Consider the following 15,085-nt stretch of genomic DNA (forward strand, 5'->3'; position numbering starts at 1 on the left):
TGATCCCTGGAACGATCGTCACCGATGCGACAGGCTGAAGCCGTGCTTGTCCGCTAACCGACAGGGCGGCTCAGGCCGGGAGCACGCCTGCGTCGAGCGCGGCCTCGAGCGCCTTGTGCATGGCGGTGCTCATGCCGAGCGAGGAGGCTTCTTCGGGGGTGCACCAGCGCAGCTCACGGAAGGCGGGAGCGCGCGTGGGGTGCTTCGAGCCCGTCACGCGCAGCAGGCGGAGGGTGAGGCTGCGGTGGGTGAGCTGGCGGCGCACGGTGCCGAGCACGGCCTCCACCCGCACGGGCGTGCCGAGCGATTGGGTGAGCTTGTCGGCGGACTGCGAGTCGGGCGTGTCCGCCTCGATCTCGGCGGCGGGCAATTCCCACAAGCCTCCGAAGAGTCCCTTCTCCTCGCGCCGGGCGAGCAGGAGCCGGCCCTCGTGCGCCCAGACGGCGAGAGCGAGCGTCATGCGCTTGGGCGGGGCGCGCACCTTGGCGGGTGGCAGTTCGTTCACGCGACCGTGACGCCAGGCGAGACAGTCCTCGCGCACGGGGCACAGGAGGCACAGCGGGTTGTCGGGCCGGCAGACGGTGGCGCCGTGTTCCATGAGGGCCTGGTTGAAGTCTCCGGGCCGCTCGGGGGAGACGAGCTCGGTGGCGAGCGCCCACAGCCGGGCCTCGCGCACGCGATCTCCCGGGAGGCCCTCCACCTCGAAGAGGCGCGAGAAGACGCGGGCCACGTTGCCATCCACCAGGGGCGCGGGCTCGCCGAAGGCGATGGAGGCCACGGCCCCCGCGGTGTAGCGGCCAAAGCCTCGCAGGGTGAGCAGCTCGGCGGCGGTGGAGGGCAGCTTGCCGCCGTGGCGCGCCACCACGTCCTGGGCGGCCAGGTGCAGGTTGCGCGCGCGCGAGTAGTAGCCGAGCCCCCGCCACGCGGCGAGCACGTCCGGCAGCGGCGCGCGGGCGAGCGCCTCCACCGTGGGGAAGCGCTGGAGGAATCTCTCCCAGTAGGGGATGACGGTGGTCACCTGGGTCTGCTGCAGCATCACCTCGCTGAGCCAGATGGCGTACGGATCGCGCGTGCGGCGCCAGGGCAGGTCGCGCTTCTGCCGGTCGTACCAGGCGAGCAGGCCCGAGCGCAGGGACTCTCGGCGCGTGGGCTCGATGAGGAGCGGGGTGGGGGAGGGGGCGCGCTTGCGGGAGGGTCTCATGGGCGCCGGGCGGGATTGGCGATGCGGCGGGCCACGCGATCGAAGAGCCCGGGCACGAGCCGGTTGGCGAGCACCATGACGCGGCCGGGAAGGGTGAGCACCGTCTCGCGGCTGCCCCGGCGGCTGGCCCGCACGAGCGCCCGGGCGGCGCTCTCCGCGCTCATGGCGTTCAGGGGGATGGTGTCCTGAGCCCAGCCCTCGGCGTTGAGGCGCGCGTCGCGGAACTCCGTCTCGGTGAGGCCCGGCGACACGAGCAGCACGCGGATGCCCTCGGTGGCGAGCTCGGCGCGCAGCGACTCGGTGAGCAGGTTCACCGCCGCCTTGGACGAGCCATAGCCGCCGAGCAGGGGCAGGCCACGGTGGCCCAGCACGGAGCTGACATTGATGACCTGCGAGCCGGGCGCGCGTCGGCGCAGCAGCGGCAGGGCGGCGCGGGTGACGCGCACCAGGCCGAAGAAGTTCACCTCGAACACCTGGCGCAGCTGCGCCTCGCTGAAGCCCTCGACGGGGCCGTAGAGCCCGAGCCCCGCGTTGTTGACGAGGATGTCCAACCCACCGAAGGCCGCCTCCGTCTCGCGCACGAGACGGGCCACGTCCTCCTCGCGGGTGATGTCGCAGCACACGGGGAGGGCCTGGACGCCGAGTGCTTCCGCCTCACGCGCGGCGTCTCGAAGGGCCGGCTCACGACGCGCGGCGAGCACGAGGTGGGCGCCCTGGGCCGCGTAGACCCGGGCCACCGCGCGGCCGATGCCACTGGAGGCGCCGGTGATGAGGACCACCTTGCCTCGAAAGTCCTGGGTTGCCATGGGGGCGCACCTTAACGACTCGCTGGAGGCGGAGAAGGACCTGCCGGGGTGTGCCTGCCTGCCTGTCCTTCTTCTTGGATCGACGAGCCCTTGGTCTAGGATGCCCAGCGTCCATGCCGCGCGCGTCCTTCACCAACGACTTCTCCTGGTCCAAGAGCCGTCACGAGAAACTCCAGGAGTGCTCCCGGGCGTACTACCTCTATTACTACCGCTCCTGGGGCGGGTGGGAAGCGGGGGCGCCGCCGGAGGTGCGCGAACTGTACCTGCTCAAGAAGCTGGGCAACCGCTACACGTGGGCGGGCAACATCGTGCACGACGCCCTCAAGGACGCGCTGCTCAACTGGCGCTCGGGGCTTCCGGTGGAGGCGGCGAAGGTGGAGGAGCGGGCGCTCGCGCGCATGCGGGAGGAGTTCCGCCTCTCGCGCGGCAAGGCGTACCGGACCCAGAAGGGCCGCAAGACGTTCAGCGGCTTGATGGAGCACGAGTACGAGGAGTCCGTCCCCGACGAGGCCTGGAAGCAGAACGCGGAGACGGTGCGCTCGGCGCTCGCGTGGTTCTTCCAGTCGCGCTGGCCGGCGCTGGCGCGCTCGCTCAAGCCCGGGCAGTGGCTGGAGGTGGACGCGGGCGCGGACTTCTCCTCCTTCACGCTGGACGGGGTGAAGGTCTTCGCCATTCCGGACTTCGCCTACACGGACGCGGACGGCTTCACGGTGGTGGTGGACTGGAAGACGGGCAAGGTGCGCGAGGGCTACGACGAGCAGGTGCTGGGCTACGCGCTCTACGTGTCCCAGCGCTACCGGGTGCCGCTGGAGAAGGTGCGCGCCTCGCTCGTGTACCTCAACGATGGCCTGGAGCATCAGGTGCAGGTGGACCAGGACGCCATGGAGGGCTTCCGCGCCCGCTTCACGCAGAGCGTGGCGCGCATGCGCTCGCTGCTGGCGGACCCGGCCACCAATACGCCCCGGGAGGAGTCCGCCTTTCCCCAGGCGGAGGACGCCGCCACGTGCGCCCGGTGCGTCTTCCGCCGCCCCTGCGGACGCGAGGCGGCGGTGCGCGCGGCGTAGCGCGGAGGGGGCTTAGCGGCCCACCGACAGCCGCCGCACGACCACGCCCGCCGCGTTCATGCCGAACACGGAGGTGACGAAGGCCACGCTGCCGTCGATCTGCGTGCGGCGCTCGCAGGTGTGGAAGTCATTGTCGTTGGGGCACACGCAGGAAAAGCCGTCGTCCGCGTCGTAGCGCAGGGACAGCGGCTGGCGCCGCGTCTCGATGGAGTAGACGGCGGTGATGCCCGTGGGCCGGTCCGTGTTCACGCCGTACTTGCGCTTGAGCAGCTTGCGGATGTCCTTGGCGAAGGGATCCATGTGCGTCTCGCACAGGTCCTCCACGCGGATGGCGGTGGGATCCAGGCGGCCCGCGGCGCCCATGGAGCTGACCACGGGGATGCCCAGGCTCACGCAGCGGTGGAGCAGGTGCAGCTTGGCCTTCACGTTGTCGATGGCGTCCACCACGTAGTCGTAGCTGCCCGGGGCGAGGAGCTGATCGGCCAGCTCGTCCCGGTAGAACTCGCGCAGGGGCCGCACGTCGGCGTCGGGGTTGATCTCCTTGCAGCGCTGGGCCATCAGCTCCGCCTTGGGCTTGCCCACCGTCCGCACGGTGGCGTGCAGTTGCCGGTTGGAGTTGGTGACGCACACGGTGTCGAAGTCGACGAGGGTGAGCTGACCCACGCCGCTGCGCACGATGCCCTCGGCGGCGTAGCTGCCCACGCCGCCCAGTCCGAACACCACCACGCGCGCCTGGGACAGGCGCTCCATGGCCGGGTCCCCCAGCAGGCGGCCGGTGCGATCGAAGCGCCGGTGCAGCTTGAAGGGCTTGGGCTCATTCGCCGCGGGCGGCGCGGTGGGAGCGGGAAGGGACTCGGGGGCGGGGGGCTGCGGTTCCATGGGACCTCTATAGCGCGACCGCCTCCCTACAGCGAAGGGGTGGGGAAGGCTTCCCGGAAGAAGCGGCGGGCGTTCTCGGTCGTCCGCTGGGCGAGCACCTCCACCGGCTCGCCGAGCACGCGCGCCATGCCCTCGATGATCCGGGGCAGGTAGCCCGGCTCCGAGCGCTGCCCCCGGTGGGGGGTGGGGGCCTGGTCCGGGGCATCCGTCTCGACCATGAGCCGCTCGGGGGGAATCACCCGCAGGGCGTCCAGGGGCTTGCGCGCCTCGGCCCAGGTGACCGGGCCCGCGAACGAGAAGTGGCAGCCCTTCTGGATGTAGAAGCGCGCCAGGTCCACGCCGCCGCCGTAGCTGTGCATGAGGATGCCGGCCTCGGGCAGGGGCTCGTGCTTGAGCAGTTCGATGAGCGCGGGGTGGGCGCGAAAGCAGTGCATCAACACGGGCAGCCCGTGCTTGCGCGCGAGCTCCAGGTGCCGCCGCAGCACCGCCACCTGCCGCTCCATCGGGGCGCCCGCGGCCGAGGGCCCATCCAACCCGCACTCGCCCACGGCGATGGCGCCGCCGAGCCCGAGCAGTGCGTCCAGGCGCTCCAGGTGGACCTCGTCCTCCTCGGGGGGCAGGTGCGGGAGCATCTGCGGATGGATGCCGAGTCCTATCTGGAGGCGGGGTTCGCCGCGTGACATCTCGCGCAGGGGCTCCCAGTTCTCCGGGCCCACTCCGGGCACGAGGATGCCGTGCAGGCCGGCGGCCCAGGCCCGGGCGAGGACTTCGCTCCGGTCCTGATCGAAACGTGACGCGTCGAGATGGCAGTGGGTGTCAATCATCGGAAAGGTCCGTGCGGCATCTGCCCGCTGGCGTTCACCCGCAGACAGCGGCTCCGAAGCCGAAGCTGGTTGCACCTGGCCACTACGCCAAGAGCACCTATCCATGCAGCGGTTTTTGAGAGGACTCGAAATGGCCAAGCGATATGTCGTCGGTGCGCTCATGGGAGCGCTGATGCTGGTGGTGACAGGATGTCCGTCGGGAGATGACAACCCGGTACCTCCGCCCGGGGACGCGGGGACCGAGAATCCCACGCCGGACGCGGGCCTGCCGCCGGATGACGCCGGCACGCCGGGCGACGCCGGCACGCCGGGCGACATGACGGTCAAGGAGGGTGATGCCTGCACCACCACCGCGAGCTGCATGGCGGGCCTGTACTGCGCCGAGAGCAAGTGCGCGCCGCTGCACATCGCGGTGACGGTCGGTCCGCGGACGGGGCCGGCGCTGACTCCGTCCTATGCGGTGGTCGTGCCCTTCAACAAGCCCGTCTCGCCGACGCGGCTGAGCGAGGATCCCGCGACCACGAACAAGTTCCCCCGCTGGAATCCCACGGGCACGGCGGTGGCCTTCGTGGAGATCGCGGGCGACAACACCGTGTCGCTCGTCTCGCGCGGCATTCCCTTCGCGGCGGCCCAGGCGACGACCTCGCTCACCACCGGCGCGGTGGACGCGGCCAACACCACGGACTTCAGTTACATGGAGTGGGAGCCGTCCAATACCATCGCCTGGAGCAGATCCTTCGTGGATCCCGTGACGAGCAGGACCTCCACCACGGGCATCTGGGCCTACACCAGCCCGGGTCCCGCCGCGGCGGTCACCAGCAGTGGCGTCTTCCCCTCGTGGGCGTCCGACGGAGCCAGCTTCGTCTACAGCGCCAATAATCTCGGCCTCCAGAGAAGGGCGCTCAGTGAGACGGCCAGCAGCTCGGTGCCTGGGGCGTCCACGACGGCTGAGCAGCCGTTGCACAACAAGGCCAATGGCGTCGTGCTGTACCTCGATGCGAAGGGGCAGGAGGAGACGACCATCCTCGCGCCGCTGACCGGGCTCTACACCCTCGACACCGCGGCGGCCGCTCCCACGCCGAACGAGATCGCGCTGCCTCGTGACGAGGGCAACCCGACCATCGAGGGCCAGATCAAGTCGTACATTGCCAACCACACCTGGGCCCCGGGTGGCACGCATGTCGCCTACGTCCGCGTGTTCTACTTCAAGCCCATTACCGGCGACGCCTACCTGTGCAGTGGCGCCAACTGCGGCGGCCAGCAGGGCAACGTCGTCTTCGTGCGGCGCATCGACCCGGCCACGGGGGCCGCGGTGGGCGATGAGGTGAAGTTCGCCGATGAAGCCACCCTCCCGTCTTTCTCTCCGGACGGCCAGTTCCTCGCCTACGTCTCGGGTTCGCAGCTCAAGATCCAGAAGATCGATCCGGCCACGGGGAACCCGGTCGCCGGCTCGCTCATCAGCCACGACTGGCGCAACGAGAACCAGCGCGTGCTGAGCAACCGCGGCGACGATCACCGTCCACGCTGGCAACCCCGCTAGTTCTCCGCTTCCACGCGGTGGGCCAGCTCCGACACCCGTGTCCTGGTGACCCCAGGGCACGGGTGTCGTGTTTTGAAGGACAACCTCCCGGCCCGGGAACTTGCCTCCGGGCTCCGGCCGACGTACGCAGGCGGCCCCTTCGCCGCTTCACGGCCACTCACTCCGGGAGGAAGCTGAAATGAAACGTCATGCCGCGCTGTGTCTGTTGCTTCTGTCGGGTTGCGCGACCGTCTCGGCCTCGCGCTCCCATCAGACCACGTGCATGTCGGGCAATCCGGAGTCCCAGGGGGATGAAGGGGGCCAGCCCGGGCCGGTGCGTCTGGAGACGCCCGCGGGGACCTTCCTCGTTCATCCCAACAACGCCGAGGACTTCGGCAAGCTGCTCGCGGGTGAGCCCACCGAGCATCAGTACTTCTCCGTCACGGATCTGCCCTGAGCGGCGTCCGCCGGTCCGCCCTGGGGAGGGGGAGGCTCAGCGCGACAGGACGATGCGCCGTCCCAGCACCCGCTCCATCTGCGGCGAGGTGACGAGCTTGAGCACCTCGAGGCCATCGCCCGCCGCCGTGTCGTAGGCCGCCGCGATGAGGTCTCCCAGCGTGAGCTTCGCGGCCGTCGCCTTGCGCTGTGCCGTGCGGCGCATCGTCGGCATGACGCGCCGTCCCTGCCGTTGAACCGCGCCGCGCTTCTGGGTCGTCGTCCTGGCCATGCTCCGTCCTCCTTGCTTTGCCCCGTGTTTGATTCCCCGGTGGCCACAAGGTTTCATGCATGCCAGGTGCCAGGCCCTCGGCCGCCTGCCGCCCACGGAATTTCAAGGGTTTGGAGTCAACGGTTGTCTCGTACCGCGGGCGGGATTCCAAAATTCGTTCACCAATCCCATGGGAATGGCTCGTTTCGTCGAGTCTTTTCATCCACACCCCCTGGGTCCGTGGGGTAAGGCGGACCCATGAACGTCCAGGTGCTCTTCCACGACAACTGCTTCGACGGGGCCGCGAGCGCGGCGGTCTTCAGCCGGTTCTACCGGGAGCGCATCCGCGCCGACGCGCGCTTCAGCTACCGGGGGCTGTCCCATCAGGCAGGGGGGGCGGCCATCGATCCGGCGGTGTTCACGGGGGAGGAAAACGCGATCGTGGACTTCCGCTACAGCCAGGATGCCCGGCTCACCTGGTGGTTCGACCACCACGTCTCCGCCTTCCAGCAGCCGGGGGATGAGGCCCACTTCCGAGCCGACACCGGGGGCCGCAAGTTCCATGACGCGCACCGCAAGAGCTGCACCGTCTACCTGGCGGACGTGGCGCGCGAGCGCTTCGGGTGGGACCCCTCGCCCCTGAAGGACTTGCTGCACTGGGCGGAGATCATCGATGGGGCGCAGTTTCCCACGCCCCAGATGGCGGTGGCGCTGGAGGAGCCCGCCCTGCGCATCATGACGGTGCTGGAGGCCACCAAGGACGCGGCGCTCATCCCCCAGGTCATCGAGCGGATGCAGACCGAGTCGCTCGCGGCCATCGCCGCCTCGCCGCTCATCGCCGGGCCGTTCGCGCCGCTGCTCGAGCGTCACCAGCGGAACATCGAACTGGTGCGCGCGCGGGCCCGCTACGAGCGCGGCGTGGTGTCCTTCGATCTCGCGGACGACGGGGTGGACAGCCTCAACAAGTTCATCGCCTACGCCCTCTATCCCGAGGCCCGCTACACGCTGTGGGTGGGGCAGGGGCCCTCGCGCGCCAAGGTGTCGCTCGGCTCCAACCCCTGGCGCCCCGAGTCGCGCACGCACGACCTGGCCGCCATCGCCTCGCGCTACGGCGGCGGAGGGCACCCCGTGGTGTCCGCCATCAGCTTCAAGCCCGCGGAGCTCCCCCGCGCCCGCGCCGCCTTCCAGGAGATCCTCTCCGAGCTGTCCACTTGAGGGAGGGCGGGCGGCCGGGCGTGTGGGCCGCAGACCTCTTCCCGGGGTCCGGGCGATGCCGTAGCCTGCGCGTCCCCATGTCCTGGCGCGGTCCGCTCGCCCTCTGTCTCCTGCTCCTCGGTGCCTGTCAGCGGACGTCCGCTCCGGCGCCCTTGTCCGTGCCCGATGCGGGCGTGGCCGAGGCCCCCACCGCTCCCGCGCCTGCTTCCTCTCTCGCCGAGCCCCTGCTTCCCTGCAAGGCGGACGGGGGAACGCCGCTCGACGCGGCCCTGGGCTACCTCGAGGGCGGCAAGTACGCCGAGGCCCTCTCCTGCGCCGCCCAGGCCTCCGCGCTGGATCCAGACGACGCCACGGCCCACGCGGCGCGGGGCAATGCGCTGGCGTCCCTCGAGCGCACCGCGGAGGCCCAGGTGGCCTATGCGCGCGCGCTGGCGCTCAATCCCGGCCACCTGGACGCCCTGCTCGGCGCGGCCCACCTGTATGCCGTCCAGCTTCCCTCCAGCCGGGAGTTCGACGAGCTGGGGGCGCTCTACGCCGAGCGGGGACTGTCCCAGGTGGACGAGGTGCCGGAGATGCTTCCCCAGTTCGCGCTCGTGGCGGCCATGGCGCTCAATGATCTGGGGCAGGCTGGCGAGGCGCTCCAGCGTGCCCAGCTCGTGCTCGTGCGCGAGCCCCACCAGCCCGAGGCCGCCTACGAGAAGGCCCTGGCCCTCTTCGAGCTGTGCCGCTTCCGCGAGGCGCGCACGGCCTTCACCGGCCTGTTGAATGATCCGGCGCACGGGGCGCACGCTCACTACCACCTCGGGCTGCTGCTGGAGCGCGAGGGCAAGTGGAAGCAGGCGCGCGAGCACTTCGACAAGGCGCGCGTGCTCGCTCCGCGCGACTTCCCCGAGCCGCCCCTGCCCACCGAGGCCGAGTTCCGCGAGGAGGTGGCGCGCACGGTGGCGGCGCTGCCCAAGGACATGCGCGAGGACCTGGCCGGAGTCCCGGTGCGCGCCGAGGAGCTGCCCGCGAACGATGATCTGCTCTCGGGCGAGCCGCCCCTGTCGCCCGCCATCCTCGGCCTCTTTCGCGGCCCTCCCCTGAACGAGCCGTGCGATGGTACGGAAACGCCCTGCCGTTCGGTGGCGCTCTATCGACTCAACCTCGCCCGCGCGGTGCGCACTCGGGAGGAACTACGGGAACAAATCAAGGTGACGCTGCTTCACGAGGTGGGACACCTCCGGGGCGAGGACGACCAGGAACTGGCCGCCCGGGGCCTGGAGTGACGCGCGACATGCCCCGCTCCTCGCTTCCCACGGTGCGCGTGAGCCTCAAGGGGGCCAAGACGCTGCGCCGGGGCTCGCCCTGGGTGTACCGCACCGAGCTGGTGGAGCTGCCCGACACGCAGGACAAGGGCGCGGTGGTGTCCGTGGTGGACCCGCAGGGCAACCCCGTGGGCCAGGCCTTCTACGCCCAGCACTCGCCGCTCGCGCTGCGGCTGCTCACGCGCAAGGGCCCCGCCGAGGAGAAGGTGGACGAGGCCTTCTTTCGCCACCGCCTGGAGCTGGCGCTCGCGCGGCGCGCGCCGCTCAAGGGCCGCGACGGCCTGCGCCTGGTGCACGGCGAGGCGGACCTGTTGCCCGGGCTCTTCGTGGACCGCTATGGCGCGGGCCTGTCGTTGCAGACGCTCTCCGAGGGCATGGACGCGCGCAAGGAGTGGGTGGCGCGCACCCTGGCCGAGCTCACCGGGGCGACGCACGTGGTGTGCCGCGACGACGCTTCCGGCCGGGACTTCGAGGGCCTGCCGCGCGAGTCGCGGCTGCTGCACGGGGAGGGCGAGGCGCGCTTCAGCTACCACGAGGGGGAGAACCTCTTCGAGGTGAACCTGCTCGGGGACATGAAGACGGGGGCCTTCCTGGATCAGGTGGACAACCACCTGCGCGCGGGCCAGCTCGCGCGGGGCGCGGCGTTGGACCTCTTCAGCTACCACGGCGGGTTCGCGCTGGCGCTCAGCCGCTCGTGTGACTCGGTGGTGGCGGTGGAGCAGGACGCGGGGGCCGCCGCGCGTGCCCGGGAGAACGCCGCGCGCAACGGGCGCACCAACGTCACGGTGGAGAACGCCAACGCCTTCGACGTGCTGCGCCGCTACTCGGAATCCAGCCAGCGCTTCGACACGGTGGTGGTGGATCCGCCGGGGCTCGCCAAGCGGCGCGAGGGCCTGGCCACCGCGCTGCGCGCCTACCACGAGCTCAACCTGCGCGCCCTCAAGTGCCTGCGCCCCGAGGGGCTGCTCGTCACCTGCTCGTGCTCGGGCAAGCTCGGGCGCGAGGACTTCGAGGAGATGGTGCTCTCGGCCGCCTCGGATGCGAAGCGGCCGGTGCAGATCCTCGAGCGCCGGGGCGCGGGGTTGGATCACCCGGTGCTCGGGGGCCTCACGGAGACCGAGTACCTCAAGGTGCTCATCCTCCGCGTGCTGTGAGCACCCGCTACAGGCCCATTTCCGCGCGCAGGCGCTTCACCTGCTTGAAGTACTCGGCGCGCGGGAACGGGACGTTGAGGATGTGGAAGTCCTTCTTGGACAGGCCCACGCAGCCGAAGCAGTAGTTGCAGTCGGACAGGTTGCGGCAGAGCACCAGGTAGGCGCTGTTGGTGCAGTTCTCGCTCTGCAGGCAGTAGGCGCAGTGGTGGCACTGCTTGCAGTCCACGCTGTGCGAGCAGTTGTGGCACAGCTCGCACCGGGTGCAGTGCGTGCACTGGTAGCAGCTGTCGCAGTCGCGGCAGAACATGCAGTTGGCGCACCGCTCGCAGCCCTCGCAGGCATAGGAGCCCGGGTTGCCCGGGTCCGCCGCCATCTGTCGGGTGAGCTGCTGGAAATGATCCAGGAACTCGCGCTTGCCCAGCGCGGCCACCGTCTCACGTGCCCGGGACTCCGCGAGCACGTCTGGCACGCCTCCCCGCGACCCATTGTCCTTCACCACGGATGCTCCTTTCCTCGCGCGTCCTCGCCACCGGGGGAGGGGTCCAACCGGGCGAGCCCCCGGAGGTCGATGTCACGCGCCACCCGGCGCACCTCCACGGTGCCCGGAAAACCCCGACTGCTCACCGCCACCACATAGCGGTTGCCCACCAGCAGGCTCGCCTCGGCCAGGGTGCTCGCCGCGTCGTAGCGTACGAAGCCCACCGCCTCCTTGTCCTTCCAGAAGATGGGGGCGGTGGGATCATTCTGCTCCCGATCCCTGGCCTCCTCGGCCGCGGCGAGGATGGCCTGCCCCAGCTTGTCCCCCAGCGAGGTGTCCACGATGCGCACCTTCACCTCGCGCTCCTCTCCGCGCGAGTAGCTGCGCTCGGCCTCGCTGACGGACACGTCGCCGTAGCGCCCCGTGGAGCCCGCGTCCCGGGCGCGGGGCAGTCCCTCCAGCGTCTCGGGCAGGAAGCGCTGCAGGGCCTCGAAGTGGACGCAGGGAAAGGAGGCCGGAGTGTCCGCGGCCTGTCCGTCCGCGACTCCGGGTGTCGGTTTTCCACCGTTGGTGCAGGCGGTGCCCGACACGATCGCGAGCAGCAGCAGGGGGCGGAGGAGAGAATAGTCGCGCACGGGAGAATCAAAGGGTATCCCCGTTCCGCGCGCAATGGACCTCTCGAAGCTCAATGCCCCGCAGCGTGAAGCCGTGGTCACCACCGAGGGCCCCCTCCTGGTGCTCGCCGGAGCGGGTAGCGGGAAGACCCGCGTCATCACCCACCGCATCGTCCACCTGCTCGACAAGCGGCCCAACGGGCTGCTCGCCCGCAACATCCTCGCGGTGACCTTCACCAACAAGGCCGCCACGGAGATGAAGGAGCGTCTGGTCCACATGGCCGGGCCCCGGGCGCAGAACGTGCTCGTCTGCACCTTCCATGCCTTTGGCGCGGAGATGTTGCGCGAGGACATCCACCGGCTGGGCTGGCCCAAGAAGTTCTCCATCGCGGACCAGGGAGACCAGGCGGCCATCATCAAGCGCGCCATGCGCGAGCGGCGCATCGATGATCGCACGTTCGACGCGCGCAAGGTGCTGGGCCTCATCTCCAAGGCGAAGAACGCGGGCAAGGTGCCCGAGCCCCTGGGGGAGGGCCTGGGCGACGACTACGATCTCATCGCCCACATGGTCTACGAGGCGTACCAGCTCGGGCTCAAGGCCCAGGGCTCGGTGGACTTCGATGACTTGCTCATCCTGCCCTCGCGCCTGCTGCGCGAGCACGAGGATTTGCGCAAGAAGTACACCGAGCGCTTCCGCTACATCCTGGTGGACGAGTTCCAGGACACCAACCAGGCGCAGTTGGATCTGCTCAAGCTGCTGGTGAGCGGAGAGACGCGCAACGTGTGCGCGGTGGGCGACGACGACCAGTGCATCTACAGCTGGCGCGGCGCCGAGGTGCGCAACATCCTGAGCTTCGACAAGTACTTCCCGGGCGGCAAGGAAGTGCGGCTCGAGCAGAACTACCGCTCCACGCAGGTGGTGCTGGACGCGGCCAACGCCGTCATCGCGCAGAACCCCGAGCGCAAGGCCAAGCAGATGTGGAGCGAGCGCAAGGGCGGCGCGCGCATCCAGGTGGTGTCGGCGCCCACGGAGGAGGACGAGGCGCGCTACGTGGCGCAGGAGATCTCCAAGCTCGTGGCCGGGGGCATTCCCCCGGACGAGATCGCCGTGCTCTACCGGGTCAACGGCCAGTCGCGGCCCGTCGAGGAGATGCTGCGCGAGAAGGGCCTGCGCTACGAGGTGCTCTCGGGCAGCGAGTTCTTCGATCGGCGCGAGGTGAAGGACGTCGTCGCCTACTTCAAGCTCATCGCCAACCCGCGCGACGAGACGTCGCTCTTGCGCATCATCAACGTGCCGGCGCGGGGCATTGGCGACGTCACCATGGAGCGGTTGGTGGCGCACGCGCGGCGCGACAGCGTGACGCTCTGGGGCGCCATGCAGCGCGCGGAGAGCTACGAGGACCTGCCCGCGGGCGCGGGGGCCAAGGTCACCGAGTTCATCAAGCTCGTCGAGCGCTACCGCGAGAGCTACGAGCACGGCAAGCTCGCCCAGGTGTCGCGCCAGCTCCTGGAGGAGATTGGCTACCGCGACGACGCCAAGTCGCTGACGACCTCGCAGGCGGCGGCGGAGCGCAAGCTGCAGTCCATCGACTTCGTCCTCAACTCGCTCGAGTCCTTCGAGAAGCGCGAGGGCCCCAAGGCGAGCCTCCTCACCTACCTCAACCGGCTGAGCCTCGACACCCGCCAGGAAGAGGAGGAGGTGCCCGGCGCCAACAAGGCCGTCACCCTGATGACCCTCCATGCGTCCAAGGGCCTGGAGTACCGGGTGGTCTTCTTCATCGGCATGGAGGAGGAGCTCATGCCCCACAAGGGCATGCAGGGCGAGGCCCAGAACCTGGAGGAGGAGCGCCGACTCTGCTACGTGGGCATCACCCGGGCCAAGGAGATGCTCTACCTCACGCGCTCCGCCATGCGCGTCAAGCGCGGCAAGGAGGTGCCCCGCACCCCCTCGCGCTTCCTGCAGGACATCCCCGAGTCCCTCGTGGAGGTGGTGGACCTTGACGCACCGCGCAAGGGTCCGCCCACCACCGAGGAGAAGAACTTCTTCGCCAACCTCAAGGAGCGCTTCAAGGCACCTGGGGCGGGCGGGGGAGGGGCCCCTCGGCCGGCGTCTTCGGCGGGGGGCGCGCCGGGAGCGAGCGGCCCGGCTTCGGGAACGGCGCGCGTGGTGCGCTGAAGCGCAGTGCGACCTTGACTTGCCCCCCGCCCCCCTCTAAGACGGTCGGCCTTTCCGGGCCCCCCTGGAAGTACTCAGGGTCGACCCGCGGTTGCTTAGGCTCAGGCGCCCAAGAGGCGCCCACCCAAGTTTTGGAGTGCAAACAATGTCGCAGAGGACCTACAGCGCGAAGCCGGCGGACATCAAGCGCCAGTGGCACGTCATCGACGTGAACGACAAGGTGCTTGGCCGCGCGGCCAGCCAGATCGCTACCCTTCTCAAGGGCAAGCACAAGGCGATGTACACCCCGTCGATCGACACGGGTGACCATGTCATCGTGATCAACGCCGAGAAGGTGAAGGTCACGGGCACGAAGGAGCAGGACAAGATGTACTACCGGCACCCGCGTGCCGGTTTCCCCGGTGCCCTCAAGAGCACCAACCTCGCCAAGCTGCGCGCGCGCCACCCCGAGGACGTCATCATCAACGCCGTGCGCCGCATGCTGCCGCGCAACGCGCTGGGCCGTCAGATGATGACCAAGCTCAAGGTCTACGCCGGCACCACCCACCCGCACGCCGCCCAGCAGCCGGTCGCGCGCGAGGTCGAGGCGTAAGAGCTCCTTCCTTCCACACTTTTCCGCACCTTTAGAGAAGAGACGACATGGCTACCGCCACTGAGAAGGGTTTTTACGGTACGGGCCGCCGCAAGGAGGCCACCGCGCGCGTGTGGATCCGCCCGGGCACCGGCGTTGTGACTGTCAACGGCCGCGACATCAACGTGTACTTCGGCCGCGAGACCTCCAAGATGGTGCTCAACCAGCCCCTGGATGTGCTCGAGCAGAAGGGCAAGATCGACATCGAGGTGAACGTGCGCGGCGGAGGTCTGAGTGGTCAGGCCGGCGCCATCCGTCACGGCCTCGCCCGCGCGCTGTGCAACTACAACCCGGACTTCCGTCCGCCGCTCAAGAAGGCCGGCTTCCTCACGCGTGATGCCCGCGCGGTCGAGCGCAAGAAGTACGGTCAGCCGGGCGCGCGTCGCCGGTTCCAGTTCTCCAAGCGCTAAGCCCTCGGGTTTCGCTGGAGTCCCCACGGCGGAGGTCCTCCTCGGAGGCCTCCGCCGTTGTCTTTGCGGGCCCGTCCGGCCGAGCAGTCGAGCCAGCGGGG

16 protein-coding genes are annotated in these 15,085 nt (G+C 69.8%); 9 read left to right on the forward strand and 7 right to left on the reverse strand.

Translation table 11 applies throughout. The features are described 5' to 3' along the window. Positions 1 to 70: 70 nt before the first annotated feature. Positions 71 to 1,201: an A/G-specific adenine glycosylase gene (gene mutY / locus D187_RS29720; protein WP_002624916.1), complete on the reverse strand. Its 1,131-nt coding sequence runs from the start codon at positions 1,199 to 1,201 to the stop codon at positions 71 to 73. Then, positions 1,198 to 2,007: an SDR family oxidoreductase gene (locus D187_RS29725; RefSeq protein ID WP_043432039.1), complete on the reverse strand. Its 810-nt coding sequence runs from the start codon at positions 2,005 to 2,007 to the stop codon at positions 1,198 to 1,200. The genes mutY and D187_RS29725 overlap by 4 nt, the downstream gene beginning before the upstream one ends. 113 nt (positions 2,008 to 2,120) lie before the next feature. Here D187_RS29725 and D187_RS29730 point away from each other — a divergent pair, with 113 nt between their 5' ends. Next, the gene (locus D187_RS29730; RefSeq protein ID WP_002624914.1) at positions 2,121 to 3,071 is read left to right on the forward strand and encodes a PD-(D/E)XK nuclease family protein; all 951 of its coding nucleotides are present in this window, start codon (positions 2,121 to 2,123) and stop codon (positions 3,069 to 3,071) included. Between the two features lie 12 nt (positions 3,072 to 3,083). Here the strand turns inward: D187_RS29730 and D187_RS29735 are convergent, their stop codons facing one another. Together D187_RS29735 and D187_RS29740 are read right to left on the reverse strand one after the other, a co-directional pair. Continuing rightward, positions 3,084 to 3,950 (reverse strand): tRNA threonylcarbamoyladenosine dehydratase, encoded by an 867-nt coding sequence (locus D187_RS29735; protein ID WP_002624913.1) that lies wholly within the window; start codon positions 3,948 to 3,950, stop codon positions 3,084 to 3,086. 26 nt (positions 3,951 to 3,976) lie between these two features. Beyond that, positions 3,977 to 4,774 carry a TatD family hydrolase gene (locus tag D187_RS29740; RefSeq protein WP_002624912.1) on the reverse strand — a complete coding sequence of 266 codons (798 nt, stop codon included), beginning with the start codon at positions 4,772 to 4,774 and terminating at the stop codon, positions 3,977 to 3,979. Positions 4,775 to 4,904: 130 nt separating this feature from the next. Between D187_RS29740 and D187_RS29745 the strand changes: the two genes are divergently transcribed. Together D187_RS29745 and D187_RS29750 are read left to right on the forward strand one after the other, a co-directional pair. After that, entirely contained in the window at positions 4,905 to 6,314 is a 1,410-nt protein-coding gene (locus D187_RS29745; protein WP_002624911.1) for a TolB-like translocation protein, read from the forward strand. A gap of 178 nt (positions 6,315 to 6,492) precedes the next feature. Continuing rightward, positions 6,493 to 6,750 carry a hypothetical protein gene (locus D187_RS29750; protein WP_002624910.1) on the forward strand — a complete coding sequence of 86 codons (258 nt, stop codon included), beginning with the start codon at positions 6,493 to 6,495 and terminating at the stop codon, positions 6,748 to 6,750. A 36-nt stretch (positions 6,751 to 6,786) separates the two neighbouring features. Here D187_RS29750 and D187_RS29755 read toward each other — a convergent pair whose 3' ends face one another. Then, entirely contained in the window at positions 6,787 to 7,020 is a 234-nt protein-coding gene (locus D187_RS29755) for a hypothetical protein (protein ID WP_002624909.1), read from the reverse strand. Between the two features lie 237 nt (positions 7,021 to 7,257). Between D187_RS29755 and D187_RS29760 the strand changes: the two genes are divergently transcribed. The 3 genes from D187_RS29760 to D187_RS29770 all read left to right on the forward strand — a co-directional run bounded on the left by D187_RS29760 (position 7,258) and on the right by D187_RS29770 (position 10,675). Beyond that, positions 7,258 to 8,214: a hypothetical protein gene (locus tag D187_RS29760; protein WP_002624908.1), complete on the forward strand. Its 957-nt coding sequence runs from the start codon at positions 7,258 to 7,260 to the stop codon at positions 8,212 to 8,214. Positions 8,215 to 8,291: 77 nt separating this feature from the next. After that, positions 8,292 to 9,482: a metallopeptidase family protein gene (locus tag D187_RS29765; protein WP_002624907.1), complete on the forward strand. Its 1,191-nt coding sequence runs from the start codon at positions 8,292 to 8,294 to the stop codon at positions 9,480 to 9,482. Positions 9,483 to 9,490: 8 nt separating this feature from the next. Beyond that, on the forward strand, positions 9,491 to 10,675 hold the full coding sequence (locus D187_RS29770) for a class I SAM-dependent rRNA methyltransferase (protein WP_002624906.1): 1,185 nt from the start codon (positions 9,491 to 9,493) through the stop codon (positions 10,673 to 10,675). Positions 10,676 to 10,682: 7 nt separating this feature from the next. Here D187_RS29770 and D187_RS29775 read toward each other — a convergent pair whose 3' ends face one another. Together D187_RS29775 and D187_RS29780 are read right to left on the reverse strand one after the other, a co-directional pair. Further along, a complete protein-coding gene (locus tag D187_RS29775; RefSeq protein WP_002624905.1) occupies positions 10,683 to 11,174 on the reverse strand; it encodes a hypothetical protein in 492 nt (163 codons plus the stop codon). After that, on the reverse strand, positions 11,168 to 11,788 hold the full coding sequence (locus D187_RS29780) for a hypothetical protein (RefSeq protein ID WP_002624904.1): 621 nt from the start codon (positions 11,786 to 11,788) through the stop codon (positions 11,168 to 11,170). The genes D187_RS29775 and D187_RS29780 overlap by 7 nt, the downstream gene beginning before the upstream one ends. Before the next feature lie 34 nt (positions 11,789 to 11,822). On the opposite strand from D187_RS29780, the gene D187_RS29785 reads away from it, so the two are divergent. From D187_RS29785 to rpsI, 3 genes are all read left to right on the forward strand, one after another. Then, positions 11,823 to 13,943, forward strand: a complete 2,121-nt coding sequence (locus D187_RS29785) for an ATP-dependent helicase (RefSeq protein WP_002624903.1) — start codon at positions 11,823 to 11,825, stop codon at positions 13,941 to 13,943. Positions 13,944 to 14,088: 145 nt separating this feature from the next. Next, the gene (gene rplM / locus D187_RS29790) at positions 14,089 to 14,535 is read left to right on the forward strand and encodes a 50S ribosomal protein L13 (protein WP_002624902.1); all 447 of its coding nucleotides are present in this window, start codon (positions 14,089 to 14,091) and stop codon (positions 14,533 to 14,535) included. Positions 14,536 to 14,582: 47 nt separating this feature from the next. Next, positions 14,583 to 14,984 carry a 30S ribosomal protein S9 gene (gene rpsI, locus D187_RS29795; RefSeq protein ID WP_020918371.1) on the forward strand — a complete coding sequence of 134 codons (402 nt, stop codon included), beginning with the start codon at positions 14,583 to 14,585 and terminating at the stop codon, positions 14,982 to 14,984. The last annotated feature ends 101 nt before the right edge of the window (positions 14,985 to 15,085 follow it).

The organism is Cystobacter fuscus DSM 2262, from assembly GCF_000335475.2.
Lineage (GTDB): Bacteria > Myxococcota > Myxococcia > Myxococcales > Myxococcaceae > Cystobacter > Cystobacter fuscus.